Consider the following 26,417-nt stretch of genomic DNA (forward strand, 5'->3'; position numbering starts at 1 on the left):
TTAATTGTGTTCCTGGATACTTACGTAACTTTATCTAAGTTTTGGCTAATGATGGATTTTTTCAATGGAAGCCAAGAGATCGATAAAATTGCTTTCAGCAGCAATTATTCACAAGTATTCAATTTAATTGTGTTCATGGATACTTACGTAACTTTATCTAAGTTTGTAAGATGAACTTTTCTTCCAAATTACTTGAAGATGCTGTAAGTGAATTTGCCAAGTTGCCGGGTGTGGGACAAAAAACTGCACTCAGACTGGTATTGCACCTACTGGGTAAAGACAAGGAAGAAGTGTCGCATTTCGGTAATACCTTGATCCGTCTTCGGGAAGAAATCAAACACTGTAATGTTTGTCATAACATTTCAGATCACAATACCTGTGAAATCTGTACCGCCAATAAGCGTGATAAAGAAGTGATCTGCGTAGTAGAGGATACGAGAGACGTAATGGCAGTAGAAAACACCTCGCAATATTTTGGTGTGTATCATGTATTGGGTGGCTTAATCTCGCCGATGGATGGGATAGGGCCATCAGACCTTTACATCGATTCGCTGGTACAGCGCGTTGCCACAACACCTGTAAAGGAAGTTATTCTGGCACTTAGTGCCACCATGGAAGGCGATACCACACTTTTTTACTTATATAAGAGATTAAAAGATTTCCAGATACCCATTACCACTATTGCCAGGGGGATAGCCTTTGGTGGGGAACTGGAGTATGCCGATGAGATCACATTGGGCAGATCTATCGTAACCAGGGTTCCTTACGAAAACTCATTAATCAAATAACTAGAATGAATTTTAAGAACAAAGTTATCATCATTACCGGTGCATCATCAGGTATTGGAAAGGCATGCGCCGAAGAGTTTGCAAAACGCGGCGCCAATTTGGTATTGGGCGCCCGTCAATTTGTTACCCTTTGCGAAATAGCTGCCGGTTTAGAAAAAACCTATGGTATTAAAGCCATCGCTGTGCAGAGCGATGTAAGCAAAGAAGAGGACTGCGCAGTTTTGGTTAAACAGGCAGTTGATACCTTTGGTAAAATTGATATTCTAGTGAATAATGCAGGCTTGTCTATGCGTGCACTTTTTAACGACACAGATATAAATGTTCTAAAAAACCTCATGGATGTTAACTTTTGGGGCACCGTTTACTGTACAAAATACGCTTTACCTGAAATTCTGAAAACCAAAGGCAGTATAATTGGCGTATCTTCTATTGCAGGCTACAGAGGTTTGCCTGGTCGCACTGGTTATTCTGCTTCCAAGTTTGCCATGAATGGTTTCATGGAGTCGCTGAGAACGGAACTTTTAAAAACTGGTGTTCATGTAATGGTGGCTTGTCCGGGTTTTACTACCTCCAATATCCGCGCGTCAGCTCTGGCTAAGGACGGGGCATCGCATGGCGAAACGAGTATGGATGAAGGTAAAATGATGACAGCCGAGGCGGTTGCAGAAATTATGGCTGAAGGGATTGCAAACAGGTCGCGCACGTTGGTGATAACCGGACAAGGAAAATTAACTGTCTGGTTAAACAAATTATTTCCTGCACTGGCAGACAAATTGGTATTCAATCACTTCACCAAGGAAAAGAATGCTTTAATTAAATAATAAATGAAACTGACATTAACGCTTATGTTATTTGCCTTTTTAGGTCAGCTATCGGCCTTATCGGCAAAGGTTAAGGTTGAAAAAAATATAAATTATAGCTCGGCAACTGGCGATATCAGGAGGCAATTGAACATCTATCATAGAACTGGTGTTGATACTGCACAAGATGTAATAATTTTTATTCATGGTGGCTCCTGGAGTAGTGGCAAAAAAGATATCTATTGGTGGTTAGGGAGAAACTTCGCACGCAAAGGCGTTGTTACTGTAACCATCAATTATGGCTTGGCGCCTGAAAATAAATATGGTCAGATGGCGGCCGACTGTGCCAATGCGGTAAAGTGGGTAACGAATAACATCAGTAGCTACGGAGGAAATCCAAACAGAATTTTCATGATGGGTCATTCTGCGGGCGGGCATTTGGCTGAACTGATCAATGCAGATCCGCAATATTTTAAAGCCGCAGGAATAGCCAATCCGATCAAAGGAGTGATACTGGATGATTCATTCGGACTCGATATGCATGAATACCTGACAATGGCAGAAAAGGACAATAGCTATTATGATTTTTTGAGGACCTTTAGTAAAGATCCTAAAGTTTGGACAGCGGGTTCTCCACTCAATTACGTTAACAACATTCACAATCCGCATATCATCTTTTACGGAGAGAAAACATACCCCGCCATACAGATTCAATCTGAGCGATTAAATAAGCTACTTCAAGCCAACAAAGTAAATGTAAACATGCAGGTTATTCCGGGTAAGAAGCATGTTGGAATGATTACGCAAATGATTTTTGGATGGAACAAGTTGTATGACTATACGTTGGATTTTATAAAACGGAGCTAATTATTTAATTTTTTTTAGGAAAGATTTGCTGCTTTGCAAAAACAATTCCATATTTGCCAGAGATGATAATCATAAACGGACTTAATAATTGGTGGTGGCACAACGCAATTGCGTAGTGTAACCCTGTATTTAAACGTTTTTTATATTTAAAAAAATTTAGGGTTGCTACAAGGCAGCCCTTTTTTTGTTTACAGCATTCTGAAACATAATGGGTTAGCTAATATGGCCCCGGAATAGCTTGTGACGATAAAAACACTAGAAACATGAAAAAAATATTAAACCACCTATTTGAAAATAAAACCTTTAGCAGAGAAGAGGCGCAAAAAATCTTAACCTCTATTGCTTTGGGTGAATTTAATACCTCCCAGATTGCTGCTTTTATTACCGCTTATGGAATGCGTAACATTACCGTTCAGGAACTTCAGGGCTTTAGAGACGCGATGCTTGATCTTTGTTTAAAACTTGATTTGTCGGATTATGAGCTGGTTGACCTTTGCGGCACAGGTGGTGACGGTAAGGATACGTTCAACATTTCTACACTCGCTTCTTTCGTAGTTGCGGGAGCAGGCTATAAAGTTGCAAAGCATGGCAATTACGGTGTTTCATCCGGATGCGGCTCATCTAACGTAATGGAATACCTGGGATATACTTTTACCAATGACCAAAATATACTAAAACGCAGTTTAGACACCGCTGGTATTTGTTTTATACATGCCCCGCTGTTTAATCCTGCAATGAAAACTGTAGCTCCAATACGTAAAGAATTGGGTGTTAAAACTTTCTTTAATATGCTTGGGCCAATGGTTAATCCGGCACAACCAAAGAACCAGATTGTAGGAGTATTTAGTTTGGAGCTGGCCAGGCAATATGCCTATCTATACCAGGATACTGATAAGAATTATACCATTCTTCATGCAGTAGATGGTTTTGATGAGGTATCACTTACATGCGACTTTAAAACGTTCAGCAAATCGGGCGAAGCTTTGAGAACCGTGGCAGATCTTGGTTTTTCTGAGATTAGCGAAAATGAAATAAAAGGTGGTGACACGGTGGAATCATCTGCAACAATATTTCAGGATGTATTAAATGGTAAAGGTACGGCTGCCCAACAAAATGTAGTGCTTTGTAATGCGGCGCTGGCCATTAACACCATTGATAGCGGTAAAAGCTTTGGCGACTGCTTCTATGAAGCCGAAGAATCATTAATGAACAAGCTGGCTTTACAAAGCTTTAAAAAGTTAATTGCGTAGTGGAAGCAAAACTTAAAATATGCGGGATGAGAGATCCTGCCAATATCCGTGAGGTATCACAAATAGCGCCTGATTTTATGGGTTTTATATTTTATAAAGAATCCAAAAGGTATGCAGGCAATTTATCACCTGCCAACGTTTTAGCATTGCCTAAAAACATCCACAGAATAGGGGTGTTTGTTAATGAAGACTTGAACGAGGTGTTGCGTATTGTAGATCAATTTAAACTTTCCGGGGTACAGCTGCACGGATCAGAGTCGGCAGACTACTGCATGGCGCTAAACAATAAATCGAGTGCTTCTCTTATGATCATAAAAGCATTCGGAATCGATGAACATTTCGATTTCAACTCGTTGAATGAATATGTTGATGCAGTAAACTATTTTTTGTTTGACACACAAACTCCTGCTCATGGAGGTTCTGGTAAAGTGTTTAACTGGAAATTGTTACAACAATACAAACTAGCTGTTCCTTATTTCCTAAGCGGAGGAATCAGTGAGGATCAGGTAAATGAATTACACCAAATTAATGATGACCGGTTTTATGCCATAGATGTAAACAGTAGGTTTGAATTACAACCGGGAATAAAAGATTATAATAAATTAAAGCATTTTAAAACACAGTTATGAGCTATTTTGTAAATGAAAAGGGTTATTACGGGGATTTCGGAGGGGCATACATTCCTGAAATGCTTTATCCAAACGTAGAAGAACTTAGACTAAACTATTTGAAAATAATTGAAGATGCCGATTTTCAAAAAGAATTTCATCAGTTGCTAAAAGATTATGTAGGCAGACCTTCACCGCTTTACCTCGCTAAAAGGCTTTCTAAAAAGTACAATGCAAACATCTTCCTGAAAAGGGAAGACCTAAATCATACCGGGGCACACAAAATCAACAATACTATTGGACAAATTCTCCTTGCGGAGAAATTGGGTAAAAAAAGGATTATTGCTGAAACCGGTGCGGGACAACACGGTGTGGCTACGGCTACCGTATGTGCATTGCGCGGCTTAGAATGTGTGGTTTATATGGGTGAGGTTGATATCAAACGTCAGGCTCCTAACGTGGCCAGAATGAAAATGTTGGGCGCCAGGGTAGTGCCGGCCACCTCTGGCAGCAAGACGCTTAAGGATGCAACTAACGAAGCTATGCGCGACTGGATCAACAATCCGATAGACACGCATTACATTATCGGTTCTGTTGTTGGTCCGCATCCATATCCAGATATGGTAGGGATATTTCAATCCATCATTTCCGAAGAAACTAAAAAGCAGTTAATAGAGCAAACCGGGAACGATCAACCTGATTATGTACTGGCCTGTGTAGGCGGAGGAAGTAATGCCATGGGTATGTTTTATCATTTTATTGATGATGAGCAGGTAAAACTTATTGCGGTTGAGGCTGCGGGAAGAGGGGTAGATACCGGATTTTCTGCGGCAACTACTACTTTGGGTAAAGAAGGTGTTTTACATGGTAGCAGAAGTATTTTGATGCAAACTCATGATGGTCAGGTTGTTGAGCCGCATTCTGTATCGGCTGGTTTAGATTATCCCGGCATCGGTCCTCAACATGCACATTTGTTTAAAACGGGAAGAGGTTTGTATGTCTCGATAACAGATGATGAATCGCTGCAAGCCGGCTTGCTTCTGACACAAATGGAAGGAATAATTCCAGCTATTGAAAGCGCACATGCACTTGCCTACCTGGAAAAAATGACTTTTACCGGAGATGAAAATGTAGTGGTATGTCTTTCTGGTCGCGGCGATAAGGACATGGATACTTATATGAAATATTTTAATTTATGAGCAGACTAAAACAACTCTTCGAAGAGAAGAAAAATATACTCTCTATTTATTACACGGCCGGCTATCCCAATCTTGGTGATACCATGACGATAGCAGAAGAATTAGAGCAAAGCGGTGCAGACTTACTGGAAATCGGATTTCCCTATTCAGATCCTGTAGCAGATGGACCAGTAATACAGGCCAGCAGTAAACAAGCATTGGATAATGGGATGGATTTAAAGCTGTTGTTTGAACAGTTAAAAGATTTGCGAAAAACAGTAACTATACCGGTGCTCCTAATGGGCTATGTAAATCCAATGCTGCAGTTTGGAGTAGAAAACTTTTGTAAAGCCTGTGCAGAAGTAGGGGTAGATGGTTGCATCGTACCCGATCTACCAATGGTGGAATTTGAAGAATTCTATGCGGATACATTTGCCAAATATGGATTAAGCAATATATTCTTGATTACTCCGCAAACATCTCCAGAGCGCATTCAAAAAATAGATGGAATCAGCAATGCATTCATCTACCTGTTATCCTCATCTGCTACAACTGGTCAGAATTTACAGGTTTCAGATCAAACCGAGGCTTATTTTTCCAGGATTGCTGCACTCAAGCTTAAAAACCCAAGTGTTATCGGTTTTGGAATCAGCAGCAAAGAGACGTTTGATAAGGCCTGTAAATATGCGCATGGTGCCATTGTGGGGAGCGCATTTGTAAAAAGCCTGGAAAGTGACAATGTCCGTGGCAGTGTAAAAGAATTTATGAAGGCATTTAAGGGATAATACCAGGTAACCTAACCGATCACACTTTCCAGATCGCCCTTGCCCTGTCTAATGATCTCAAAATCGCCTGATGTACAGTCGACCACAGTAGATGGTTCGTTATCCCCATAACCGCCATCTACTATTAGATCTACCTTATCCTCGTATTTTTCATGGATAAGTTCCGGATCTGTAGAGTATTCAATCACCTCGTCATCATCGTGTATAGAGGTGGAAAGGATAGGATTGCCCAGCTGCAGTACAATTTCCCGGGCTATGTTATTATCAGGCACCCTGATGCCCACCGTTTTTTTGTTAGAGCTTAATAATTTTGGAACATTATTATTGGCGTTAAATATAAAGGTAAAAGGGCCCGGTAAGGCCTTTTTTAACACCCTGAAAACTGTTGTATCAATTGGTTTGATGTAATCAGAGATGTGCCTCAGGTCAGAACAAATAAAGGAGAAATTGGCTTTCTCCGGTTTAATACCTCTTAGCTTGCAAATCCTCTCAATAGCTTTCTGATTAGTGATATCGCAGCCCATTCCATACACGGTATCAGTGGGATAGATCACGATGCCTCCTTTTTTCAATACCTCTACAATCTGCTCAATTGCTTTTGGGTTTGGATTCTCCGGATATATTTTGATAAGCATATGTAAAATTACACAAAACTTGAGCCGAAACCGGATTATAATTGTTCTATTGCTATGATTTTATTAAATTAACCAGTATGAGAAAAGCATTTATCGCCATAGCTGCATTTTTAGTAACCCTCACTATTATGCTGGGACTCACTTATCCGCCTCTATGGTGGATCGCCATTTTTACAGGCCCTATCGTACTCTTGGGTATTTATGATCTTTATCAGCCCAAACACAGTATTGTTAGAAACTATCCGGTTATTGGAAGACTTCGATATTTTGCGGAAGACCTTAGGCCAAAAGTATATCAGTATTTTGTGGAGAGTGATACCAATGGGAAACCCTTTAGCAGGTTAAGCAGATCGTTAATCTATCAGCGTGCAAAAATGGAAAATGACACCATCCCTTTTGGTACTCAGCTGGATGTATATGAAAATGGTTACGAATGGCTTAGCCATAGCATAGCGGCAATCAGTCACCATGAACTGGATGAAAACCCAAGAGTATTGGTTGGCGGGCCAGACTGTGCTCAGCCATATTCTGCCAGCATCTACAATATTTCGGCGATGAGCTTTGGGTCACTAAGTCAGAATGCAATTCTATCCCTAAATGGAGGTGCAAAGATGGGAGGTTTTGCCCATAATACAGGAGAAGGCGGTATTAGTGATTATCATGCCAATCCCGGTGGCGACCTGATCTGGCAAATTGGTACAGGATATTTCGGCTGCCGGCATCATGACGGCAGGTTTAATGACGAGGCGTTCGCTGAACGTTCCAAATCTGAACAGATCAAAATGATCGAAATCAAACTCTCTCAGGGAGCTAAGCCAGGTCATGGTGGTATTTTACCAGCCAAAAAGGTAACGCCGGAGATCGCAAGAATAAGATTGGTAAAGGAAGGCTTTGATGTGATCTCCCCTCCGGCACACTCCGAATTTAAAACGCCTGTTGAAATGATGCGCTTTGTTAAAAAACTCAGAGATCTTTCTGGAGGCAAACCAATAGGTATCAAGCTTTGTATTGGCAGACGAAGTGAGTTCTTCGCTATATGCAAAGCTATGATAGAAACTAATATTTATGTTGATTTTATCACGGTAGATGGAGGTGAAGGTGGTACAGGAGCTTCTCCGCAGGAATTTTCAAATGCTGTGGGCATGCCTCTGCGAGAAGCTGTAGCATTCGTGTTCGATGTGCTAACCGGTTTTAACTTAAAAAAACACATTAAAATTATCTCTTCTGGTAAGATTGCCTCCGGCTTTGACCTCGTTAAAAACATAGCCCTTGGTGCTGATCTTTGCAATTCTGCCAGGGGAATGATGTTCGCCCTCGGATGCATTCAGGCGCTGGAGTGTAATAGCAATACTTGTCCTACAGGTGTAGCAACTCAAGATCCCAGTTTAATGAAGGGACTAGTTGTAGAAGATAAAACAGTTAGGGTATTTAATTTTCACAGGTTAACTGTAGCTAGTGCAGTTGAACTATTGGGTGCTGCGGGTTTGCACCATACTTATGAACTTACCAGAGCCTATATCAATAGGAGAGTTGCACCTAATGTGATGCAGTCTTACATGGAAACTTATCCTTACATACCAGAAGGTAGTCTGCTGAAATCTCCTTATCCAATGAGGTTTGAACTGGGGATGGCTTTAAGCACATCTGCGAGTTTTGCACCTACAGATTATAAGGTGTCGCTCGTAGATTATGCGCATGCCAATTCGTTTAGCGATAGTCTTGAAAACAATACCGGTGCATCTTAACAGGTAATTTTAACATTGCGAGGTACTAAGCAATCTATTATTGGGCTTGCTTAGCACCTCGCAATGACGTGACTATCTAAATGATGAAAATGTTATTTAAAATTCCGCATTTCTAGGGAAACGTGGGAATGCAATAACGTCCCTGATGTTCGTCATTCCGCTAACAAATAGTACTAAGCGTTCAAACCCTAGTCCGAAACCTGCATGTGGGGCAGATCCGAACTTCCTGGTGTCTAAATACCACCAAAGTTCATCCTGAGGAATGTTCATTTGTTCCATTCTTTTCGTTAGCCTGTCCAAACGCTCTTCACGTTGAGAACCACCAATGATCTCACCGATACCTGGGAAAAGAATATCCATAGCTGCCACAGTATTTCTGCCTTGTGCATCTGGCTCATTTTGGCGCATATAGAACGACTTAATATCGGCAGGGTAGTCTGTGAGTATAACAGGTTTCTTAAAATGCTTCTCCACCAAAAATCTTTCATGCTCTGATTGCAGGTCTGCACCCCATTCGTCAATTAGGTACTTAAATTGCTTCTTCTGATTTGGTTTAGAAGATTTTAAGATCGCAATTGCTTCTGTATATGTTAAACGTTCGAAGTCATTGTTTAAGCAGAAGTTCAATTTCTCCAGTAACGAAAGTTCTGAGCGTTCCGCTTGTGGTTTGGATTTTTCTTCTTCCAGCAGGCGGCTATTTAAAAAGTCCAACTCATCTTTACAGTTCTTCAGCGCGTACTCAATCACATATTTCAGCATATCTTCAGCCAGCTGCATATTGTCTTCCAGATCAGCAAAAGCTACTTCTGGTTCAATCATCCAAAATTCAGCGAGGTGGCGGGTAGTATTTGAATTTTCAGCCCGGAAAGTCGGACCAAAAGTGTAGATCTGCCCAAAAGCCATAGCTGCAAGCTCGCCTTCTAATTGTCCTGAAACTGTTAAGTTACTTGCCCTGGCAAAGAAATCTTCAGAATAGTCAACTTTGCCGTCTTCAGTGCGCGGCACATTGTCAAAATCCAGCGTAGTCACTTTAAACATCTCACCAGCGCCTTCCGCATCTGATGCTGTGATGATAGGTGTGTGCATGTATACAAAACCACGTTCATTGTAGAACTGATGAATGGCAAATGCCAACGCATGTCTCAATTTGAAAACTGCATTAAATGTATTCGTGCGGAAACGCAAATGGGCTATTTCCCTTAAAAACTCCAGACTATGCTTCTTAGGTTGCAATGGGAATTTCTCTGGGTCACTGTCGCCCAATATTTCAATAGATTGTGCCTTAATATCAACACGCTGACCTTTCCCTAACGATTCTACTACAGTTCCCTTTACAGAAATAGCAGCCCCTGTAGTAATGCGTTTTAATAAATCTTCATTTGTATTATTGAAGTCTACTACGATTTGAATATTACCCATGCAAGATCCATCATTTATGGCAATGAACTGGTTATTACGAAACGTACGTACCCAGCCCATAACGGTAACTTCTCTATCAAATTCGTTGGTCTCTAGCAGATTTTTTACTTTTTCTCTTTTAATCATAACTTTTAGTGGAGCGCGTCAAAAATAAGAAAATCAAACAAGAAATGGCAGCAATTGATTAACTAATAGGAGGGAGTTTGTATAAACTATTAAAGATACTATAGATGGCAAATCAAGGGTGTATTTTTACTAAAATTAATATAAAAGTGTTTTTGTTTCTATTTCTTCTATATAATTCTGATCGTTTATTGAAAATTGTGAGTTTTATTGGCTTGAAATAATATAAATAAGCTTAAATATTGATTTATACCTTAAAATACGCTTGTTATTTGTTAAAAAAATCGATTAAATAGCTTGTTTGCAGCTTATTTGCTCTTGAAAAGTTATTAAAATCAATTTTTTTATAAAAAAATATATGATTTTTTAGATTATTTAGAAAAAAAGTCATATGTTTGTATTGCTCGTTTAATTTATATTTGGTTAGAGAGGCCTACAATTGGATAGTTGTAGGCCTTTTCTTTTTAATCCTTTTTTCAAATCAGTATAAAACAAAAAAAGCCGCCATTGGCAGCTTTTTTAGAAAATATTTTGTGATTTTTACGCTAAAACTTGGGTAACAAGTGCTGCAGCATCTTTTAACGCAATTGCTGAGAATACTTTTAATCCAGAATCATCAATTAATTGTTTTGCCTCAACTGCATTTGTTCCCTGCAAACGACAGATAATCGGAACTGGAACATCGCCAATTTCTTTATAAGCATCAATAACACCTTGTGCTACCCTGTCGCAACGAACTATACCACCAAAAATGTTGATCAAAATCGCTTTCACATTTGGGTCTTTCAGTATGATGTTAAAACCAGCTTTCACGGTTTGAGCGTTCGCAGTTCCACCAACATCTAAAAAGTTAGCTGGTTCACCACCTGCAATTTTAATGATATCCATTGTTGCCATTGCAAGTCCCGCACCGTTTACCATACATCCAACGTTACCGTCAAGTTTAACATAGTTCAGGTTTGATTCGCTAGCTTCTACATCTGTAGGATCTTCTTCCAGTTTATCACGCATTGCAGCATAATCAGCATGACGGAACAAAGCGTTCTCATCTAAATCAACCTTTGCGTCAACAGCAATGATTTTATCATCTGATGTCTTTAGCACTGGGTTAATTTCAAACATCGAAGAATCTGTGCTGTCATATGCTTTATATAAAGCACTAACAAATTTCACCATTTCCTTAAAAGCAGCACCGCTTAAACCAAGGTTGAAGGCAATTTTGCGTGCCTGAAATGCCTGAAGACCTACTTTAGGGTCAATTTCTTCTTTAAAGATCAAATGAGGTGTGTGTTCTGCAACTTCTTCAATATCCATTCCACCTTCGGTAGAGTACATAATGATGTTCCTTCCGCTTGCACGATTTAAGAGCACACTGATATAAAATTCTTTAGTTTCAGAAGCACCAGGATAATATACATCCTGAGCAACCAATATCTTATTTACTTTTTTACCTTCAGGACCAGTTTGAGGAGTTACCAATTGCATTCCCAAAATTGCAGTTGCTCTTTCTTTTACCTCGTCAAGGTTCTTGGCAAGTTTTACACCGCCGCCTTTACCTCTACCTCCAGCATGGATTTGTGCTTTAATCACCACCCAGTCTGAATTGTAATCAGTTTTCATTTTTTTAGCAGCTTCAACGGCTTGTTCAACAGTATCTGCAACTATGCCTTCTTGTACGGCTACACCAAAACTTTTAAGTATTTCTTTACCTTGATATTCGTGGATATTCATTTGCTGAAAAAATTTGCTCAAATCTACAATTTCAGATTGGTTTTAAAAACACTAAGTTTGCATTTATGCTAAAAGCCACGGGTATAAAGAAAGCTTATGGGAATTTGCCCATTTTAAAAGGAGTTGATTTTACAGTCGAAAAAGGAGAAATTGTCAGCATCATTGGCGCATCCGGGGCCGGTAAAAGTACACTGCTTCATATACTTGGAACCCTGGATAAACCAGATGAAGGTGAGGTATCCTTAAATGGTACCAAAATCAATAAGCTAAATGGCGAGCTGCTCAGTGTTTTCAGAAATAAGAACATCGGTTTCGTATTTCAGTTCCACCATTTGCTTCCGGAATTTACTGCTTTAGAGAACATTTGTATTCCCGCATTTATCGCACGTGTCCCTAAAAAGGAGGCAGAAGAACGGGCATTGGAGTTGTTGGGTTTACTTGGGCTGAAAGATAGGGCAAATCACAAGCCAAATCAATTATCCGGCGGAGAACAGCAACGAATTGCCGTAGCCAGAGCATTAATTAATCGCCCGGCAATTGTATTGGCAGATGAGCCTTCAGGTAACCTGGACTCAGCCAATGCCAATTCACTTCATCAGTTTTTTATCACCCTGCGTGATGATTTTAAGCAAACCTTTGTGATTGTGACGCACAACGAGGGATTGGCAAAAATTAGTGACAGGGTAGTCACCATGAAAGATGGATTAATTATTTAAGATTTTGAAAATACTAATTACAGGAGGGAAATCTGCTCAGGCGTTAAAACTGATCAAGCAATTTCCCGAAGATACTATTGTGTTGGCCGATTACGGAGAAGTGCCTTCCTTTCCTTCAGCAGCCTATCGGTTTATTTCTCTTGGCGTTCAAAACGACGACATCATCGCTCACAATTTATTGAGTTCCTGTTTGGACGAGTTGGTAGATGCAATTTTGCCGGTTAATCAGATCGAATTTCAAGAAGTACAGAAATCAAAAGTACTTTTTGAAGAATTTAACATCGACATTATTACTGCACCAGGTTCCAATACCACCAAATAATAAGTTATGGACTTTGAAAATTATTTAAATGAAGCCGATGCCTTTATTTTTGGTTTTGATGACATTCTTTATCCAGAAAAGGATTTTCTGCTCCAAGTGTACTATTTGTTTGCTAATTTTATAGAATACAGTGAACAGATACCCGCAAATGATGTTCTTCAGTACATGAAAGCTGATTATGAACAAAATGGTCACGATGGGATCTTTGGTAGAACTGCCGAAAAGTGGGGTATCCCTGTTAAGTATCAATTGAATTTTAATTTATTACAAGCTGGTGCACGTCTTCCTTTAAAGTTGGAAATGTTTCCTCAGATGTTAAGCTTATTAAACGAGATAAAACGCGATAATAAATCGATTTTCCTTCTGGTAAATGGAAACCCGGAGCAACAGCTCAATAAAATCAGGCAAACAAATTGGGAAGGGTTAGCAGAAAATCTGGTAGTTTATTTTACCGAAGAAAGCAAAGAGCAGTCCATTTCATCTGGTCTTTTTGACATTATAAAGAAACATAAACTCGATTCAAAACATGCTGTTTTTGTCGGCAAAACAGAAGTTGATTTCGACGCGGCGTTTGTTTGTAAAATAAAATATTTAAATGTTAGTGAACTATTGACATATTAATTACGTTAATACCTAATCAAAGTCGTAAATTACGTCTTAATGCGCTCTAAACAACTAATTTATCTACCCCCTCGTTTATTTTAAAGAAACTGAACCGTTAAATGAAAAACATGCACTTCAAAAACTGGGTACTATTCACTGCAATGTCTTTAACTTTGACATTATCCGCTTGTCGGAAAAGTAAGACTCCTGCGCCTACCACACCAACAACAGAATCAAATACGAAGCAAACGCCAACCACCAATAGGATGGAGCTTAGCAACGATTCTTTATTTCTCTATGCGAAAGAGATTTATTTTTGGAATGAATCATTGCCAAGCTATGATACTTACGTGCCTAGACAGTACAATACTTCAGGTAGTACTTTACTAAACCTCGAAAGTAATTTATATAACCTCGTTAAAGCTGCCGCGAAACCAGATTATTTAAGTACCTCTACAGAACCGAAATATTCTTTTATAGATGATATTTCTACCGCCAACCCTACGCCTACTGCATCAATTCGTAACGAGCAAGCTTCAGTAGATTTAGAAGGTAACGGTAATGATGTCGGTATATATGCCATTAGCGCTGTGGGCGTAAGTTCTACCGTATATAAATTATATATCCAGGCTGTATTTGAAAATTCGCCTGCTTTTAAGGCTGGATTAACCAGGGGAGCTTACATTACTGAAATAAATGGCACTCCGGTAGGTACAGTAACTGACGGTAATATAGCGCCGTCTGAAAGGACCTTAATCAATTCAACAATCTATGGCAACCCTGCTGTGATCAGTCTGAAAGGATTTAAAACTGATGGAACTGCTTTCAATGTATCGTTGACTAAGGCCAGCTATAAAAGCAGCCCTATCTATAAAAGTAACGTAATAACTGCAGGAACACATAAAATTGGATATCTGGCATATGCACGCTTTTCTAATGAGGGTAACTCGGTAGCGGCGTTAACTGCAGTTATTAATGATTTCGCAGCAAAAAATGTTACAGATCTGGTTGTTGATCTTCGCTACAATGGGGGTGGATATGTGAGTACCGCAGAACAGCTTACAAATCTTCTTGCACCATCAAGTGCAACGGGTGTAATGTATATAGAGCATTTCAACAACAACCTCAAAAACAGAAAAACTACAGATCCAAGTATTTTAAAGAACCAACCTTATTTAGATGCGAACGATAAACAGGTATATCAGTCCGGGAGGGCACTTACTTATGCGGACCTTGATTACTCAGTCGCTGGAAATACCAATTCGTTTGCAAAAACAGGAGATCTAAAAACTGTGACCAATATCGTTTTTATCGTTTCTGGCAGAACAGCTTCGGCTAGTGAACTGGTAATTAACAATCTAAAGCCTAAAATGAAGGTGAGTTTAGTAGGTAAGACTACTTACGGTAAACCAATTGGATTTTTTCCATTTAGATTAGAGAATAGGTATGACGTTTATCTTTCTCTTTTTGAAACCAGAAACTCAGCCGACCAAGGTGGATATTACACTGGTATGGTTCCCGATGTTGATGGGGGAGTGGATTACGGAGATTACGACTGGGGCAATCCATCAGACGGTTATCTTGCTAAAGCAATCGACGTAATTTCTCCAGGAATAAAAGGCGTTATATCAGCAAACAGGATATCAGGTGCTACTGGAATAAAAAGTAATGTCGCATTATCGCTTGCTGGTGATTTTCAAAATGATAAAGAATTTGTGGGTATGATTGATGATAAGCCCAAGATTAAAAAATAAGTTAAAGCCCGCGAAAGCGGGCTTTTTTTTTAACATCATTTTTTTGTAACTCTTTATTTATGTATTGATATTTCTAGGAATTAAATGCATATTTAGTTAAACGAATAGCCAATATAATTTATGTTAGGGGAACTAATTGCCAAAGAATCTATCGAGATCAGTAAGATCATACCAGCAGAACAAAACCATACCGAAGAGTTAAGAAGCAAATTAAACTCTGCACAGAGGTTAGGGAACGAATTTAAATCAAAAGCAGACATCACCTTCAATACCAAAGATGGACCTAAAACTGTAAATACCACGGTGTGGTCGGTAACAGAGAAATATGTGCAGCTAAAAAGTGGGGTGCATATTCCACTTAGCAGCCTAATAGATATAGACTTTTAAACTTATTGCTTTTTCATCTTCAGCTTTTCCTTAAAGATTTGCTGAATATCACGCTCCTTGTCAATGTTGTTGGTAATTGACAAAACAGCTGCAACAGCATTTATATAGAATTGTTTATTGATATTTTGAAACTCGTCTGAAGCTTTGTGGTAGTCTTTATGATCCTCCACACCAAAATATAAAAAAGGAATGTTTTTCGCATTAAATGCACCTTGATCACTTTGATCTGTCCAGTCCTCCGCTTTACCTAGTTTAGGGTCATCATGCCCAGGCAAGATTTTAATAGCTGCATTGTTGATGTAAATATACTTTTTAAGCTCAGGATATGTATAGGTTCCACAAACGTAAAGCTCGCCTTTGTCGTTGTGAGCGATCATATCCATGTTGATGTTCAGCTTAATTTTCTCAACCGCAACAGGAGGGTTGGCAACAAAAGCCTTTGCACCCTGTAGGCCCATTTCTTCTGCGTCAAACGCAGCAAAGATGATGGTGTGATTAGGTTTGTTCTTGGAAAAATAAGAAGCAATTTGTAAAAGTCCACCCACCCCCGAGGCATTGTCATCGGCTCCATTGAATACTTCATCTTTTACAACTCCCAAATGATCATAATGCGCGGAGACCACAATGACCTGATCTGATTTTCCTTGTATATAACCAACAACATTTTTACCATCTACAGTCCCTGTACCACGTTTAAAACTAAACGCTTGTTCATAGCCAACTAAGCCGGAGAAAGCCTTAACACCAATTGCTTTGAAACGTTCAATAATATACGTTCTAGACATTTCTGCCCCCTTAGTTCCCGTTTTGCGGCCCTGGTAAGCATCAGAAGACAATACCTGAATGTCTTTTAGTAATTGAGCGTTATTATCCTGAGCACCCGTCTTTTTAACAGAGCTGCAACCTAATAATAGGGCCAGCGGATATATATAATATGATTTCATGGGCTGATAAATTTGACCTAAAATTACGATAAAAAAAAGATCGAGTGTTGAACTCAATCTTTTATCAATTCGATAATGAATATATAATTAGCCCAGATAAGATTTAAGGATCTTACTTCTGGATGTGTGTCTTAAACGTTGTAAAGCTTTATCTTTAATCTGACGAACACGTTCGCGGGTAAGGTTAAACTTTTCACCAATTTCTTCTAATGACAAAGGATGATTGGTGCTCAAACCAAAGAAAAGAACGATGATTTCGCGTTCACGTTCAGTTAAGGTAGATAATGAACGTTTGATCTCTTCTGAAAGCGACTCATTGATCAAATTGCTGTCTGTATTTGGCTCATGGTTTTCCAATACATCTAACAATGTATTTTCCTCACCTTGAACAAATGGCGCATCCATAGATACGTGCCTTCCTGAGTTACTTAAAGTATCAGATATTTTGTCAACTGTGGTTTCCAAAATATCGGCAAGTTCTTCCGGGGACGGCTCACGCTCAAATTCCTGCTCTAATTTTGAAAAAGCCTTGCTGATCTTGCTTAAAGATCCTACCTGGTTTAAAGGTAATCTAACGATACGGCTCTGCTCTGCAATCGCCTGTAATATAGATTGACGAATCCACCATACTGCGTATGATATAAATTTAAATCCTTTAGTTTCGTCAAAACGCTTAGCAGCCTTGATCAAACCAAGGTTACCTTCATTAATTAAATCGCCTAACGTTAAACCCTGATTTTGGTACTGTTTTGCAACTGAGACAACGAAACGTAAGTTGGTTTTTGTTAAGCGTTCTAGTGCTGCCTGATCTCCTTCGCGTATTTTCCTTGCTAGTATTACTTCTTCTTCGGCTGTAATTAAATCTACCTTACCAATTTCATGAAGGTACTTGTCTAAAGACTGACTTTCGCGATTGGTAATCGATTGGGTGATTTTGAGTTGTCTCATTTATATGCTTTGGTACTCGTTATGTGTTTGAACGTGCAAAAGTAAGTATTTAATGGGTAATCTAAAAGATAAAATCCTGAAAACGTTACACTTTACACAAGTTATTTGTACTATAATTCCATAGCAAAAATTATTCCAAAGTAGTTTTGTCAGCTACTACTTTACTGTCTCCATAGCATCAGAGATGGCATTTTTAAGCAATTTCTGTAAGTGAAAAAACACGTTCAACTCTTGCTCCCTTTTCCGTTTGTTGCAACGTACAGCACTCATTTTCAGGGTCATGTTCCAAGTATAGTATATAGTTATTTTCTATTGCCTCTTCAAAAAATGTTTTCTTTTCGGTTAGTGTTTTTAATGGAAACATATCGTATGCCATCACATAGGGTAGAGGAATATGTCCTACAGATGGAAGTAAATCTGCCATATAAACAATCGTACTGTCCTTATAACTAATCTGTGGCAGCATCATGGCGTCCGTATGGCCATATGCAAACCTGATTTTGATGTCCTTATGGAGCTCTACACCATCAGCTTCCTCAATAAACCTTAACTGTCCGCTTTCCTGTATAGGCAGGATATTATCTTTCAAAAAAGAAGCTTTCTCCCGCTCGTTCGGATTAACCGCCCAGTCCCAATGCCTTTGGTTGCTCCAATAGAAAGCATTTTTAAAGGCAGGGCGCAACTTGTCGCCGTCCCTAACAATTGATCCTCCACAATGGTCAAAATGAAGGTGGGTTAAAAACACATCAGTAATGTCATCCCGGGAAAAACCATTCGCTGCCAGTGATTTATCAAGCGTATCATCACCATGGAGGTAATAGTGACTAAAAAACTTTTCATCCTGCTTGTTGCCCAGGCCATTATCAATAAGAATAAGTCTGTCGCCATCCTCAATCAATAAACAGCGCATGGCCCAACTGCATAAATTATTAGCGTCTGCCGGATTGGTTTTCTGCCATATAGATTTCGGTACCACACCGAACATAGCGCCCCCATCCAACTTAAACATCCCGGTGTTTATCGTATGCAAATTCATCTGTCTATTCTATGTAAATTCATATTCGTGTCGCTAAAGTTTCATCTCTCTATGGTTGTTATTCATATCCCTTTGTATACAAATTACCAGGTTAAAATTAACAAAAAAGGGCCACTAAATAATAGCAGCCCTTCCATAAACTGGTAGCAAATTTAGTGTCTGAAAGAGGGCCTAGCGTTTATTGTGCTTTTTCAGCACAATTAATGCAGCCCGAAAGCAGATCACTCCATTTGCCTTTTATAAATGTATCACTTCGCCGTAAGCATCAGCAGCAGCTTCCATTATAGCTTCACTCATGGTAGGATGCGGGTGTACTGACTTAATCATTTCGTGTCCTGTTGTTTCCAGTTTGCGTGCAACCACAATCTCTGCAATCATTTCAGTAACGTTATTACCAATCATGTGCGCACCTAATAGTTCTCCATATTTGGCGTCGAAAATTAATTTTACGAAACCATCTTTAGCTCCGGAAGCACTCGCTTTACCAGATGCAGAGAAAGGGAATTTACCGATTTTAAGCTCATACCCTGCCGTTTTGGCTGCTTTTTCAGTATAACCAACAGAAGCAATTTCCGGACTGCAATAGGTACATCCTGGGATGTTATTATAATCTAAAGGCTCTGGTTTATGACCAGTGATCTTCTCTACACAAATGATACCTTCGGCAGAAGCAACGTGAGCAAGGGCTTGTCCGCTTACAATATCACCGATAGCATAATAACCTTTAACAGACGTGTTATAGAATTCATCAACAACAACCTTTCCTTTTTCAGTTTTGATGCCAGTTTCTTCCAAACCGATGTTTTCGATATTAGCTACAACACCAGCAGCAGAAAGAACGATATCACATTCTAAGGTTTGCATACCAGAAGCGGTTTTAACCTGAACTTTACATCCTGTGCCACTGGTATCTACAGATTCAACACTGGATGAAGTCATCACTTCAATACCAGCCTTTTTGAAGCTGCGCAGCAATTGCTTAGAAACGTCTTCATCTTCTACAGGTACAACATTGTCCATAAATTCAACAACAGTAACCTTAGTACCTAAAGTTGCATAGAAATAGGCAAATTCAACACCAATAGCACCAGATCCAACAACAACCATAGATTTAGGTTGCTCATGCAAAACCATCGCCTGTCTGTATCCGATAATTTTTTTACCATCCTGTTTAAGGTTAGGCAATTCTCTTGATCTGCCACCGGTAGCTATAATAATGCTTGTTGCAGAATATTCCTTTGAAGTACCATCTGCGGCCTTAACATCCACCTTGTTGCCAGGTTTCACTTTTCCGGTACCCATGATCACATCAATCTTGTTTTTCTTCATCAGAAACTGAACACCCTTGCTCATACCATCTGCAACACCTCTGCTGCGTTTAATTACCGCTGCAAAATCTGCCTCAGCTTCGGCTGTTTTAATTCCATAGTCAGCAGCGTGGTTGATGTACTCAAAAACCTGCGCACTTTTTAATAAAGCCTTTGTTGGGATACAACCCCAGTTTAAGCAAATACCGCCTAAAGATTCGCGCTCTATCACAGCAGTCTTTAAACCTAACTGAGAAGCTCTGATTGCGGCTACGTATCCGCCAGGACCGCTGCCTATAACAATTAAATCGTAGTTCATATCTTATATTAAAGGAAAATAATCTTTCTAAACGCCCAAAATTAAAAAAAAATGTTCATTAAAGCAGGTTAATCTGAATTGCAGTGTAACGATTTTCGGTCATTTCAATGTCCGCTTAATAGCGGTTCCTATCACAACTTAATTAGAATCACTTTAAATAGCTGGTAAGCTGAGCCTTAGATGTTTCTTTTGCGTGTGAATTGTGGAAAAAAAATGAGATTATTAATAATTATTTAACATTGAAACCAAAATCTGATATAATTTAATCTATACCTTTGTGGCACTTACACTAAGTTTTATCAATTCACTAAAAAAACAACAAACAAAACAAAGAAGTATGAATAAATCTCTACTATTTAAGATTGTAGTCATGTTATTCGTTTTTGTAGGCTCAATTTCTGCAGTAAATGCACAAGTAACTACATCAACATTGACAGGTACAGTAAAAGACGCCAAAGGTGTATTACCAGGCGCGGGTGTTAAAGCTACCCACACTCCAACAGGAACTGTGTATAGCACCACTACAAGTGCAGATGGCCGTTTCAACATCGTAAACATGCGTGTTGGTGGTCCTTACACTATTGAAATTAGCTACATTGGTTACCAGGGAGAGAAAGTAACAGATCTTTTCCTGAAATTAGGTGAGCCATATGTATTAAACACAACTCTTAACGACAATGCTAATCAGTTGACTGAAGTTGAAGTTGTTGGTACTAAAGATGCTAACTTCAACGGTAAGCGTGTTGGTCCTTCTACTAACGTAAGTAAGGAGCAATTGCAAAATCTTCCAACACTATCTCGTTCATTAAATGATTTTACGCGTTTAACACCTCAAGCTAGTGGATCAATCAATGGTGGTTCTGGTCAATCATTTTCAGGTGTAAACAACAGATACAACAACATCTCTATTGACGGTGCTGTAAATAACGACGTATTTGGTTTAGCTGCAAACGGTGCACCGGGCGGCCAGGCAAACACTCAGCCAATATCACTAGATGCGATCCAGGAGATTCAAATCGTGCTTTCACCTTATGATGTAAGTAACGGTAACTTTGCTGGTGCTGGTATCAATGCAGTAACACGCTCTGGTTCAAACAAATTTGAAGGTTCTGCATATTTCTTCGGTAGAAATCAGAACTCAGTAGGTAAAAGCCCTGATGCTGCAAGATTGAAAGCAACAGAATTTTACAACACGCAATATGGTTTCCGTTTAGGTGGACCAATTATTAAAAACAAATTGTTCTTCTTTGTTAACGGAGAGCTAGGCAGAGTTCAGCAACCAACTACCTTTAACGCTGGTGAACTTGGTTCAGTCCTTTCAGTTGCTGATGCTCAATCTATTGTAAATACTTTACAAACCAGATATCAGTACAACCCTGGAGCATTTGATGCGATCAATACACAGACAAGAAGCGATAAAGTATTTGCTCGTTTAGATTGGAATATCAATGCAAAAAATCAATTAACATTACGTCATAACTACATAAAGGCATTTGACGATAACATGTCCAGAAGTGGTACTTCATTCCGTTTTGGAAGCAACCTCTATCGTTTCAACGATAAGCAGAACAACTCGGTATTGGAGTTGAGAAGTTCAATTTCAGATAGATTATCGAACAATTTGATCATTGGTTATTCTAGAATCAGGGATACAAGAGCTTATGAAGGTCAGTTGTTTCCTCAAATTAGAATCAATAACGTGAATGCAACAGGTAACTCTGTATTCTTAGGTTCAGAAGCGAGTTCAACTGCTAACGAGTTGGATCAGGATGTTCTTGAGTTTACTGATAACTTCAAGATCTTTGCTAACAAACATACGTTCACTATTGGTACACATAACGAGTTCTTTAAATTTAGAAACTTGTTCATGAATAACTTCGCAGGTGCTTACGCATACAATTCGTTAGCTGATTTTACAAACAATGCAAAACCGAATACTGCAGCTTCTACTTATTCTATTGTACCTGGTGAAACAAGGCCAGCTGCCAGATTTGATGCAGCACAATTAGGTTTTTATTTCCAGGATGAAATTGACGTATTTACTGGTTTCAAATTGGTAGCAGGATTAAGAGCAGACATTCCGTTTATTAATGATACTCCTCCTGCAAACCCTTTGGTTGCTTCAACTTTCGCGTTCCAAAAAACTGATCAGGTTCCTAGCGGACGTATTCAGGTTTCTCCTCGTGTTGGTTTTAACTGGGATTTAACTGGCGACAGATCAATCCAATTAAGAGGTGGTACTGCGTTATTAACTAGTCGTGCACCATATGTTTGGTTATCTAACCAGTTTTCTAACAATGGTATGCTAACAGCTAATATCAATGCAACAAATGGAACAGGAACTTTCATTGCTGATCCTGCAAATCAAAAAGCAGCGGGTGGTACTGTAGGAACAACCTACGAGGTTAACTTAGCTAATCCTAACCTGAAAATGCCTCAATTGTTTAGAAGTAATCTTGCTGCCGATTTCAAACTGCCTCTTGGCATTATGGCAACGTTAGAAGGAATCTACTCTAAAACCATCAATAATATCCTTTACAGTAACATCAATTTAAAGAGTGCCGTAGGAAGAATTAATCCTAATCTTTCAGCTGGTAACGATACTCGTCCATTGTTCAATTATCCTTTAGCAGCTGGTAAAGTTAACCCAACTTTCACTAATGTATTTTATTTAGATAACAGTAGTAGAGGTGATTCATACTCATTAACTGCACAATTGCAAAAAGCATTTGGATCTAATTTCTATGCTACTGCAGCTTATACTTATGGTCAGGCTAAGGACGTAAACTCTGGTGCAAGCAGTACTGCTTCTTCAAACACCAACTTCGTTCAAACTTTAACTGGACCGAATAACCCACCGTTGGCTATTTCCAACTATGATATTCGTCACAGGGTTATTGGTAGCTTAAACTACACCATTAACTATGGTAAGCAAAAAGCTTCTGGAACTACAATTTCGTTGTTCTACTCTGGTAAATCAGGTACTCCATTTACATACTTATATGATGGTGACTTGAATCAGGATGGTGCGACTGGAAACGATCTACTTTATGTTCCTCGTAACCTTTCTGAAATTAAATTAGCAGATATTCCTGCAACAACAGGAACAAACCCAACACCTTTAATTCCGGTTGCAACACAGTGGGCTAACTTAGATGCATTTATAAATGCAGATCCTTACTTGAGCAAAATCAGAGGTCAGTATACCGAGCGTAACGGCGCAAGAATGCCTTGGGAAAACTTAGTTGACTTAAGAATCATGCAGACTTTAGGTGCAGTAATTAAGGGTTCAAAAAATAATATTCAATTATCTTTTGATGTGTTTAACGTAGGTAACTTGATCAATAAAGACTGGGGTAGATCTTATTTCTTATCTAATCAAGCGTCTACAATTATTAAGTATAATTATAATGCTACTACTGGTGGTACATACAATTTCACTCCACCTGTTAATAACAAAGCATATTCAGTGTCATCATTTACTTCTAGATGGCAAGGACAAATTGGAGTTCGTTACAACTTCAACTAGTCAATACCTAATTAATATTAAAAGGTGGCCCCAAAAGGGCCACCTTTTTTTTATTTGTTTTTCCGCGCCAACCGATTAATAAGCTCAGGCCAGTAAGCGGTAAGGAATAAGGCAGGGTTCTTAGAACCTCCATTCAACCGCCATACAACTCCCGTGTATCTCCCGTGTTTGCGTCAGGTTATGTTCAGGTCTTCTTCAGGTCTTCTTCAGGTTATGTTCAGGTTTTAGTGAATCTCACCTGACGAGAACCTGTAGCAAACCTGAAGAAGACCTGAAGATGATAGCGGACTTGTCTGGGTGTTTGACGGAAGATGCCGGGCAGTTCTCAGAGTGCAGTCCTCTCACAGGCATTCCTCAACCTTTTGGAATTTTAGTATATAGGATACAGGAGTTAAGCGGTTGATATAAGTGCAATTATATAAATTTTGTAACAAAATTTAACCAAGGGAGTCTCAGAAAAAATAATTAATTTTATTCTTATAAGGAATAATAATGTATGGACCGCCGTGATGGATGTTGCGTTAAGGTTCTTTTTGTAAACAATTTAAATTTTATCAATTATGGCATTTTCGAATGACGGCCTTCATGGCAACACAAATGGCAAGGTAGGGAACTTTGTCTATTACACCCGTATGGGTAAACCCATCGTGCGTAGCAAAGGGATTAATTTAGTCCCTCCAACAGTGGCACAGCTTTCCTGTCGCATGCAGATGAGCGTGGCCAGTGCTTTCAGCAAAGTCGTTAAAGGTTTTATTAACGTGGGCTTCGCACTTGAAGCAAAGAAGCAAAACAAAATGGTGAATACTTTGGTAAACTCCATCAACAAGGCAAAGGCCTTAAAAGGCATATATCCAGATATCGAGCTGGACTATACGAAAGCCGAGGTAAGCTTTGGTGACTTGGCAGTTGCCGATAATCCAGATGTAAGCATAACACCTGGTGGATTGCAATTCACCTGGGCAGTGGATGAACATTTGACCTGGCCAGATACTGCAGATCAGGCAATGTTGCTTGCATTTTTGCCGGAAGAGGGCAAGGAGGGCAAAGCGTATTTTACATTGTTCGGGAATCTGCGGTCAGCTGGTACCGCGCTATTGCACATCAATCAACCGATGCTTAACAAGCGTATGGAAACCTACATCTCGTTCATTTCGGCTGATGGAAAGCGCGTTTCTAACAGCGTATTTATTAAAACTTTAAACGGGTAATCATGGGAATTCAGTTAAACGGACTGTTAGGCACCTTTTACAACAAGACAGGTGCAGTAATTGGTCGCCGTTACCGCGGTATGAATGTGATTACAGGTTTGCAGCGAGGTGGCAACAAGAAATTTTCACCGGAACAACAAGAACAACAGTTTAAACTAGGGGCATTGACAGAAATGCTGAGTTATCTGGCGGAGGAAGTGTACGTTGGCTTTAAAAAATATAGAAAGAAAGGACATCCACTAAATGTAGCTTTTTCCTATAATTTTGAGAACGCCTTTACCGTACTGCCCAGAGTGGAAAAAACAGTACAGGCTCACGAAGATGCGAAACCGGTGGTCATGCTGGATTTTCCAAAATATATCTTACTTAACTACCCGAACTTGGTGTTAACCAGAGGAGATATTTTTAGTCCGGATTGCCCCTCTATAAACTTAGCACCCGATGGTAATTTTACTTGCAGCTGGCTGGCCACGCCAGAATACGTATACAATTGGGGAACAGATTTGGTTACCTTGTTGATTTGGAACGACACGCTCAAACTCTCTATGCATTACAGGTGTATGGCTTCGCGCGCAGCGCTTAGTTTTTCAGAAAGCGTTCCCAAAAATTGGGTGGGCCAAAATTTGCATGGTTATCTTTTTTGCTGTACCGCTGATGGTAAGCAAATGGGTGAAAGTGTTTACCTGGTGATATAGACAAGTTAAATAGGCTAATTTACATACCCATATTGAATTGCAGGAAAATATTTCTGATATTGCCCTCAGGGAGAAAGCATGAGGGATTTCAGCGACTTAGACGATTCTACAATTTTGCTGCAGCTTAGTGGGGGTGATCAATCAGCCTTCGATGCTTTGTATGACAGGCATTGGCAATTGGTGTTTAACACCGCATTTAAAAGGTTAGGAGAGGTCGAGAAAGCCAAAGACATCACGCAGGACGTATTTATACAACTGCTGACCAGGAAAGAAACCTCTCCTATACAAAATTTGCGTGCTTATTTATTGGTTGCTACCCGTAATGCGGTTTTCAAAGCGATGGAAAAAGGAAGCCGGATTACCTTTACCGACGAATCTGCAACGGAAGTCCCTGATCAGTCTGGCAGTGCAGATGCTGCGATCAAACATCGTGAGTTTTTACAAAATTTTAATGAGCTGGTCAATAATTTACCAGAGCAGCAGCGTATAATTTTTAAAATGCGGTTTGAAGAGGAGTTGACTAGTGTCGAAATTGCCGATCGGCTGCAAATATCTCCGAAAACGGTACGCAATCAGTTGGGTAAAGCATTGAACACACTCAGATCTACGCTTTATTTGCTTCCTTTCTTTATTATTTTTTCTAGCTAGCCGGTTCTTTACGTTTATTTTGAAAATAAATCAATTTGGCGTGGGCTATTTCAAAATTTTAGACTCATTGTA

The 26,417-nt window shown here is 39.4% G+C and carries 24 protein-coding genes; 17 read left to right on the forward strand and 7 right to left on the reverse strand.

The genetic code is table 11. The features are described from left to right. Positions 1–170: 170 nt before the first annotated feature. The 7 genes from recR (at position 171) to trpA (ending at position 6,276) form a co-directional block, all read left to right on the forward strand. The gene (recR, locus tag ACXZ1K_RS10940; RefSeq protein ID WP_458969699.1) at positions 171–788 is read left to right on the forward strand and encodes a recombination mediator RecR; all 618 of its coding nucleotides are present in this window, start codon (positions 171–173) and stop codon (positions 786–788) included. A 5-nt stretch (positions 789–793) separates the two neighbouring features. Continuing rightward, entirely contained in the window at positions 794–1,609 is an 816-nt protein-coding gene (locus ACXZ1K_RS10945; protein ID WP_458969700.1) for an SDR family oxidoreductase, read from the forward strand. 3 nt (positions 1,610–1,612) lie between these two features. Then, positions 1,613–2,455 carry an alpha/beta hydrolase gene (locus ACXZ1K_RS10950; protein WP_458969701.1) on the forward strand — a complete coding sequence of 281 codons (843 nt, stop codon included), beginning with the start codon at positions 1,613–1,615 and terminating at the stop codon, positions 2,453–2,455. Between the two features lie 263 nt (positions 2,456–2,718). After that, the gene (trpD, locus tag ACXZ1K_RS10955) at positions 2,719–3,705 is read left to right on the forward strand and encodes an anthranilate phosphoribosyltransferase (RefSeq protein ID WP_458969702.1); all 987 of its coding nucleotides are present in this window, start codon (positions 2,719–2,721) and stop codon (positions 3,703–3,705) included. Positions 3,706–3,731: 26 nt separating this feature from the next. After that, positions 3,732–4,334 (forward strand): phosphoribosylanthranilate isomerase, encoded by a 603-nt coding sequence (locus ACXZ1K_RS10960; RefSeq protein ID WP_458969703.1) that lies wholly within the window; start codon positions 3,732–3,734, stop codon positions 4,332–4,334. Then, positions 4,331–5,512, forward strand: a complete 1,182-nt coding sequence (trpB, locus tag ACXZ1K_RS10965) for a tryptophan synthase subunit beta (RefSeq protein ID WP_458969704.1) — start codon at positions 4,331–4,333, stop codon at positions 5,510–5,512. The genes ACXZ1K_RS10960 and trpB overlap by 4 nt, the downstream gene beginning before the upstream one ends. Beyond that, complete coding sequence (gene trpA, locus ACXZ1K_RS10970) at positions 5,509–6,276, forward strand: tryptophan synthase subunit alpha (RefSeq protein WP_458969705.1); 768 nt, start codon at positions 5,509–5,511, stop codon at positions 6,274–6,276. Before trpB ends, trpA begins: the two co-directional genes overlap by 4 nt. An 11-nt stretch (positions 6,277–6,287) precedes the next feature. On the opposite strand, the gene ACXZ1K_RS10975 is transcribed toward trpA, so the two are convergent. Then, a complete protein-coding gene (locus ACXZ1K_RS10975) occupies positions 6,288–6,911 on the reverse strand; it encodes an L-threonylcarbamoyladenylate synthase (protein ID WP_458969706.1) in 624 nt (207 codons plus the stop codon). A gap of 77 nt (positions 6,912–6,988) precedes the next feature. On the opposite strand from ACXZ1K_RS10975, the gene ACXZ1K_RS10980 reads away from it, so the two are divergent. Beyond that, the gene (locus tag ACXZ1K_RS10980) at positions 6,989–8,656 is read left to right on the forward strand and encodes an FMN-binding glutamate synthase family protein (RefSeq protein ID WP_458969707.1); all 1,668 of its coding nucleotides are present in this window, start codon (positions 6,989–6,991) and stop codon (positions 8,654–8,656) included. Positions 8,657–8,752: 96 nt separating this feature from the next. Here ACXZ1K_RS10980 and asnS read toward each other — a convergent pair whose 3' ends face one another. Both asnS and sucC read right to left on the reverse strand, forming a co-directional pair. Then, positions 8,753–10,201, reverse strand: coding sequence for an asparagine--tRNA ligase (gene asnS / locus ACXZ1K_RS10985; RefSeq protein ID WP_458969708.1), 1,449 nt, complete (start codon positions 10,199–10,201; stop codon positions 8,753–8,755). Positions 10,202–10,738: 537 nt separating this feature from the next. Then, complete coding sequence (gene sucC, locus ACXZ1K_RS10990; protein WP_458969709.1) at positions 10,739–11,929, reverse strand: ADP-forming succinate--CoA ligase subunit beta; 1,191 nt, start codon at positions 11,927–11,929, stop codon at positions 10,739–10,741. 65 nt (positions 11,930–11,994) lie between these two features. On the opposite strand from sucC, the gene ACXZ1K_RS10995 reads away from it, so the two are divergent. The 5 genes from ACXZ1K_RS10995 to ACXZ1K_RS11015 all read left to right on the forward strand — a co-directional run bounded on the left by ACXZ1K_RS10995 (position 11,995) and on the right by ACXZ1K_RS11015 (position 15,711). Then, positions 11,995–12,645 carry an ABC transporter ATP-binding protein gene (locus ACXZ1K_RS10995; RefSeq protein WP_458969710.1) on the forward strand — a complete coding sequence of 217 codons (651 nt, stop codon included), beginning with the start codon at positions 11,995–11,997 and terminating at the stop codon, positions 12,643–12,645. Positions 12,646–12,649: 4 nt separating this feature from the next. Continuing rightward, positions 12,650–12,967, forward strand: a complete 318-nt coding sequence (locus tag ACXZ1K_RS11000; RefSeq protein ID WP_458969711.1) for a hypothetical protein — start codon at positions 12,650–12,652, stop codon at positions 12,965–12,967. Between the two features lie 6 nt (positions 12,968–12,973). Further along, positions 12,974–13,588 carry an HAD hydrolase-like protein gene (locus ACXZ1K_RS11005; protein ID WP_458969712.1) on the forward strand — a complete coding sequence of 205 codons (615 nt, stop codon included), beginning with the start codon at positions 12,974–12,976 and terminating at the stop codon, positions 13,586–13,588. Between the two features lie 101 nt (positions 13,589–13,689). Beyond that, complete coding sequence (locus ACXZ1K_RS11010) at positions 13,690–15,324, forward strand: S41 family peptidase (RefSeq protein WP_458969713.1); 1,635 nt, start codon at positions 13,690–13,692, stop codon at positions 15,322–15,324. Between the two features lie 120 nt (positions 15,325–15,444). After that, positions 15,445–15,711: a hypothetical protein gene (locus tag ACXZ1K_RS11015; protein WP_458969714.1), complete on the forward strand. Its 267-nt coding sequence runs from the start codon at positions 15,445–15,447 to the stop codon at positions 15,709–15,711. A gap of 2 nt (positions 15,712–15,713) precedes the next feature. On the opposite strand, the gene ACXZ1K_RS11020 is transcribed toward ACXZ1K_RS11015, so the two are convergent. From ACXZ1K_RS11020 to lpdA, 4 genes are all read right to left on the reverse strand, one after another. Next, complete coding sequence (locus ACXZ1K_RS11020) at positions 15,714–16,655, reverse strand: M28 family peptidase (RefSeq protein ID WP_458969715.1); 942 nt, start codon at positions 16,653–16,655, stop codon at positions 15,714–15,716. Positions 16,656–16,742: 87 nt separating this feature from the next. After that, positions 16,743–17,603: a sigma-70 family RNA polymerase sigma factor gene (locus ACXZ1K_RS11025; RefSeq protein WP_090992569.1), complete on the reverse strand. Its 861-nt coding sequence runs from the start codon at positions 17,601–17,603 to the stop codon at positions 16,743–16,745. A 193-nt stretch (positions 17,604–17,796) separates the two neighbouring features. Next, positions 17,797–18,639: an MBL fold metallo-hydrolase gene (locus tag ACXZ1K_RS11030; RefSeq protein WP_458969716.1), complete on the reverse strand. Its 843-nt coding sequence runs from the start codon at positions 18,637–18,639 to the stop codon at positions 17,797–17,799. A 237-nt stretch (positions 18,640–18,876) separates the two neighbouring features. Next, positions 18,877–20,265 (reverse strand): dihydrolipoyl dehydrogenase, encoded by a 1,389-nt coding sequence (gene lpdA, locus ACXZ1K_RS11035; protein ID WP_458969717.1) that lies wholly within the window; start codon positions 20,263–20,265, stop codon positions 18,877–18,879. Between the two features lie 337 nt (positions 20,266–20,602). Between lpdA and ACXZ1K_RS11040 the strand changes: the two genes are divergently transcribed. From ACXZ1K_RS11040 to ACXZ1K_RS11055, 4 genes are all read left to right on the forward strand, one after another. Then, positions 20,603–23,794, forward strand: coding sequence for a TonB-dependent receptor (locus ACXZ1K_RS11040; RefSeq protein ID WP_458969718.1), 3,192 nt, complete (start codon positions 20,603–20,605; stop codon positions 23,792–23,794). 560 nt (positions 23,795–24,354) lie between these two features. Beyond that, complete coding sequence (locus tag ACXZ1K_RS11045; protein WP_458969719.1) at positions 24,355–25,002, forward strand: DUF6266 family protein; 648 nt, start codon at positions 24,355–24,357, stop codon at positions 25,000–25,002. 2 nt (positions 25,003–25,004) lie between these two features. Beyond that, positions 25,005–25,697, forward strand: a complete 693-nt coding sequence (locus tag ACXZ1K_RS11050) for a DUF6266 family protein (RefSeq protein WP_458969720.1) — start codon at positions 25,005–25,007, stop codon at positions 25,695–25,697. Positions 25,698–25,775: 78 nt separating this feature from the next. Beyond that, on the forward strand, positions 25,776–26,345 hold the full coding sequence (locus tag ACXZ1K_RS11055; RefSeq protein WP_458969721.1) for an RNA polymerase sigma factor: 570 nt from the start codon (positions 25,776–25,778) through the stop codon (positions 26,343–26,345). Positions 26,346–26,417: the final 72 nt, after the last annotated feature.

Source organism: Pedobacter jaeyakensis, assembly GCF_054461315.1.

Coding starts and splice junctions, on each gene's coding strand:
- ACXZ1K_RS11040 (WP_458969718.1), top strand. CDS start 20,603: ATGAATAAATCTCTACTATTTAAGATTGTAGTCATGTTATTCGTTTTT.
- ACXZ1K_RS10960 (WP_458969703.1), top strand. CDS start 3,732: ATGAGAGATCCTGCCAATATCCGTGAGGTATCACAAATAGCGCCTGAT.
- asnS (WP_458969708.1), bottom strand. CDS start 10,201: ATGATTAAAAGAGAAAAAGTAAAAAATCTGCTAGAGACCAACGAATTT.
- ACXZ1K_RS11045 (WP_458969719.1), top strand. CDS start 24,355: ATGGCATTTTCGAATGACGGCCTTCATGGCAACACAAATGGCAAGGTA.
- recR (WP_458969699.1), top strand. CDS start 171: ATGAACTTTTCTTCCAAATTACTTGAAGATGCTGTAAGTGAATTTGCC.
- ACXZ1K_RS10995 (WP_458969710.1), top strand. CDS start 11,995: ATGCTAAAAGCCACGGGTATAAAGAAAGCTTATGGGAATTTGCCCATT.
- trpA (WP_458969705.1), top strand. CDS start 5,509: ATGAGCAGACTAAAACAACTCTTCGAAGAGAAGAAAAATATACTCTCT.
- ACXZ1K_RS11030 (WP_458969716.1), bottom strand. CDS start 18,639: ATGAATTTGCATACGATAAACACCGGGATGTTTAAGTTGGATGGGGGC.
- ACXZ1K_RS10980 (WP_458969707.1), top strand. CDS start 6,989: ATGAGAAAAGCATTTATCGCCATAGCTGCATTTTTAGTAACCCTCACT.
- ACXZ1K_RS10975 (WP_458969706.1), bottom strand. CDS start 6,911: ATGCTTATCAAAATATATCCGGAGAATCCAAACCCAAAAGCAATTGAG.
- ACXZ1K_RS10945 (WP_458969700.1), top strand. CDS start 794: ATGAATTTTAAGAACAAAGTTATCATCATTACCGGTGCATCATCAGGT.
- trpB (WP_458969704.1), top strand. CDS start 4,331: ATGAGCTATTTTGTAAATGAAAAGGGTTATTACGGGGATTTCGGAGGG.
- sucC (WP_458969709.1), bottom strand. CDS start 11,929: ATGAATATCCACGAATATCAAGGTAAAGAAATACTTAAAAGTTTTGGT.
- ACXZ1K_RS11005 (WP_458969712.1), top strand. CDS start 12,974: ATGGACTTTGAAAATTATTTAAATGAAGCCGATGCCTTTATTTTTGGT.
- ACXZ1K_RS11055 (WP_458969721.1), top strand. CDS start 25,776: ATGAGGGATTTCAGCGACTTAGACGATTCTACAATTTTGCTGCAGCTT.
- ACXZ1K_RS11025 (WP_090992569.1), bottom strand. CDS start 17,603: ATGAGACAACTCAAAATCACCCAATCGATTACCAATCGCGAAAGTCAG.
- ACXZ1K_RS10950 (WP_458969701.1), top strand. CDS start 1,613: ATGAAACTGACATTAACGCTTATGTTATTTGCCTTTTTAGGTCAGCTA.
- ACXZ1K_RS11020 (WP_458969715.1), bottom strand. CDS start 16,655: ATGAAATCATATTATATATATCCGCTGGCCCTATTATTAGGTTGCAGC.
- trpD (WP_458969702.1), top strand. CDS start 2,719: ATGAAAAAAATATTAAACCACCTATTTGAAAATAAAACCTTTAGCAGA.
- ACXZ1K_RS11010 (WP_458969713.1), top strand. CDS start 13,690: ATGAAAAACATGCACTTCAAAAACTGGGTACTATTCACTGCAATGTCT.
- ACXZ1K_RS11050 (WP_458969720.1), top strand. CDS start 25,005: ATGGGAATTCAGTTAAACGGACTGTTAGGCACCTTTTACAACAAGACA.
- ACXZ1K_RS11015 (WP_458969714.1), top strand. CDS start 15,445: ATGTTAGGGGAACTAATTGCCAAAGAATCTATCGAGATCAGTAAGATC.
- lpdA (WP_458969717.1), bottom strand. CDS start 20,265: ATGAACTACGATTTAATTGTTATAGGCAGCGGTCCTGGCGGATACGTA.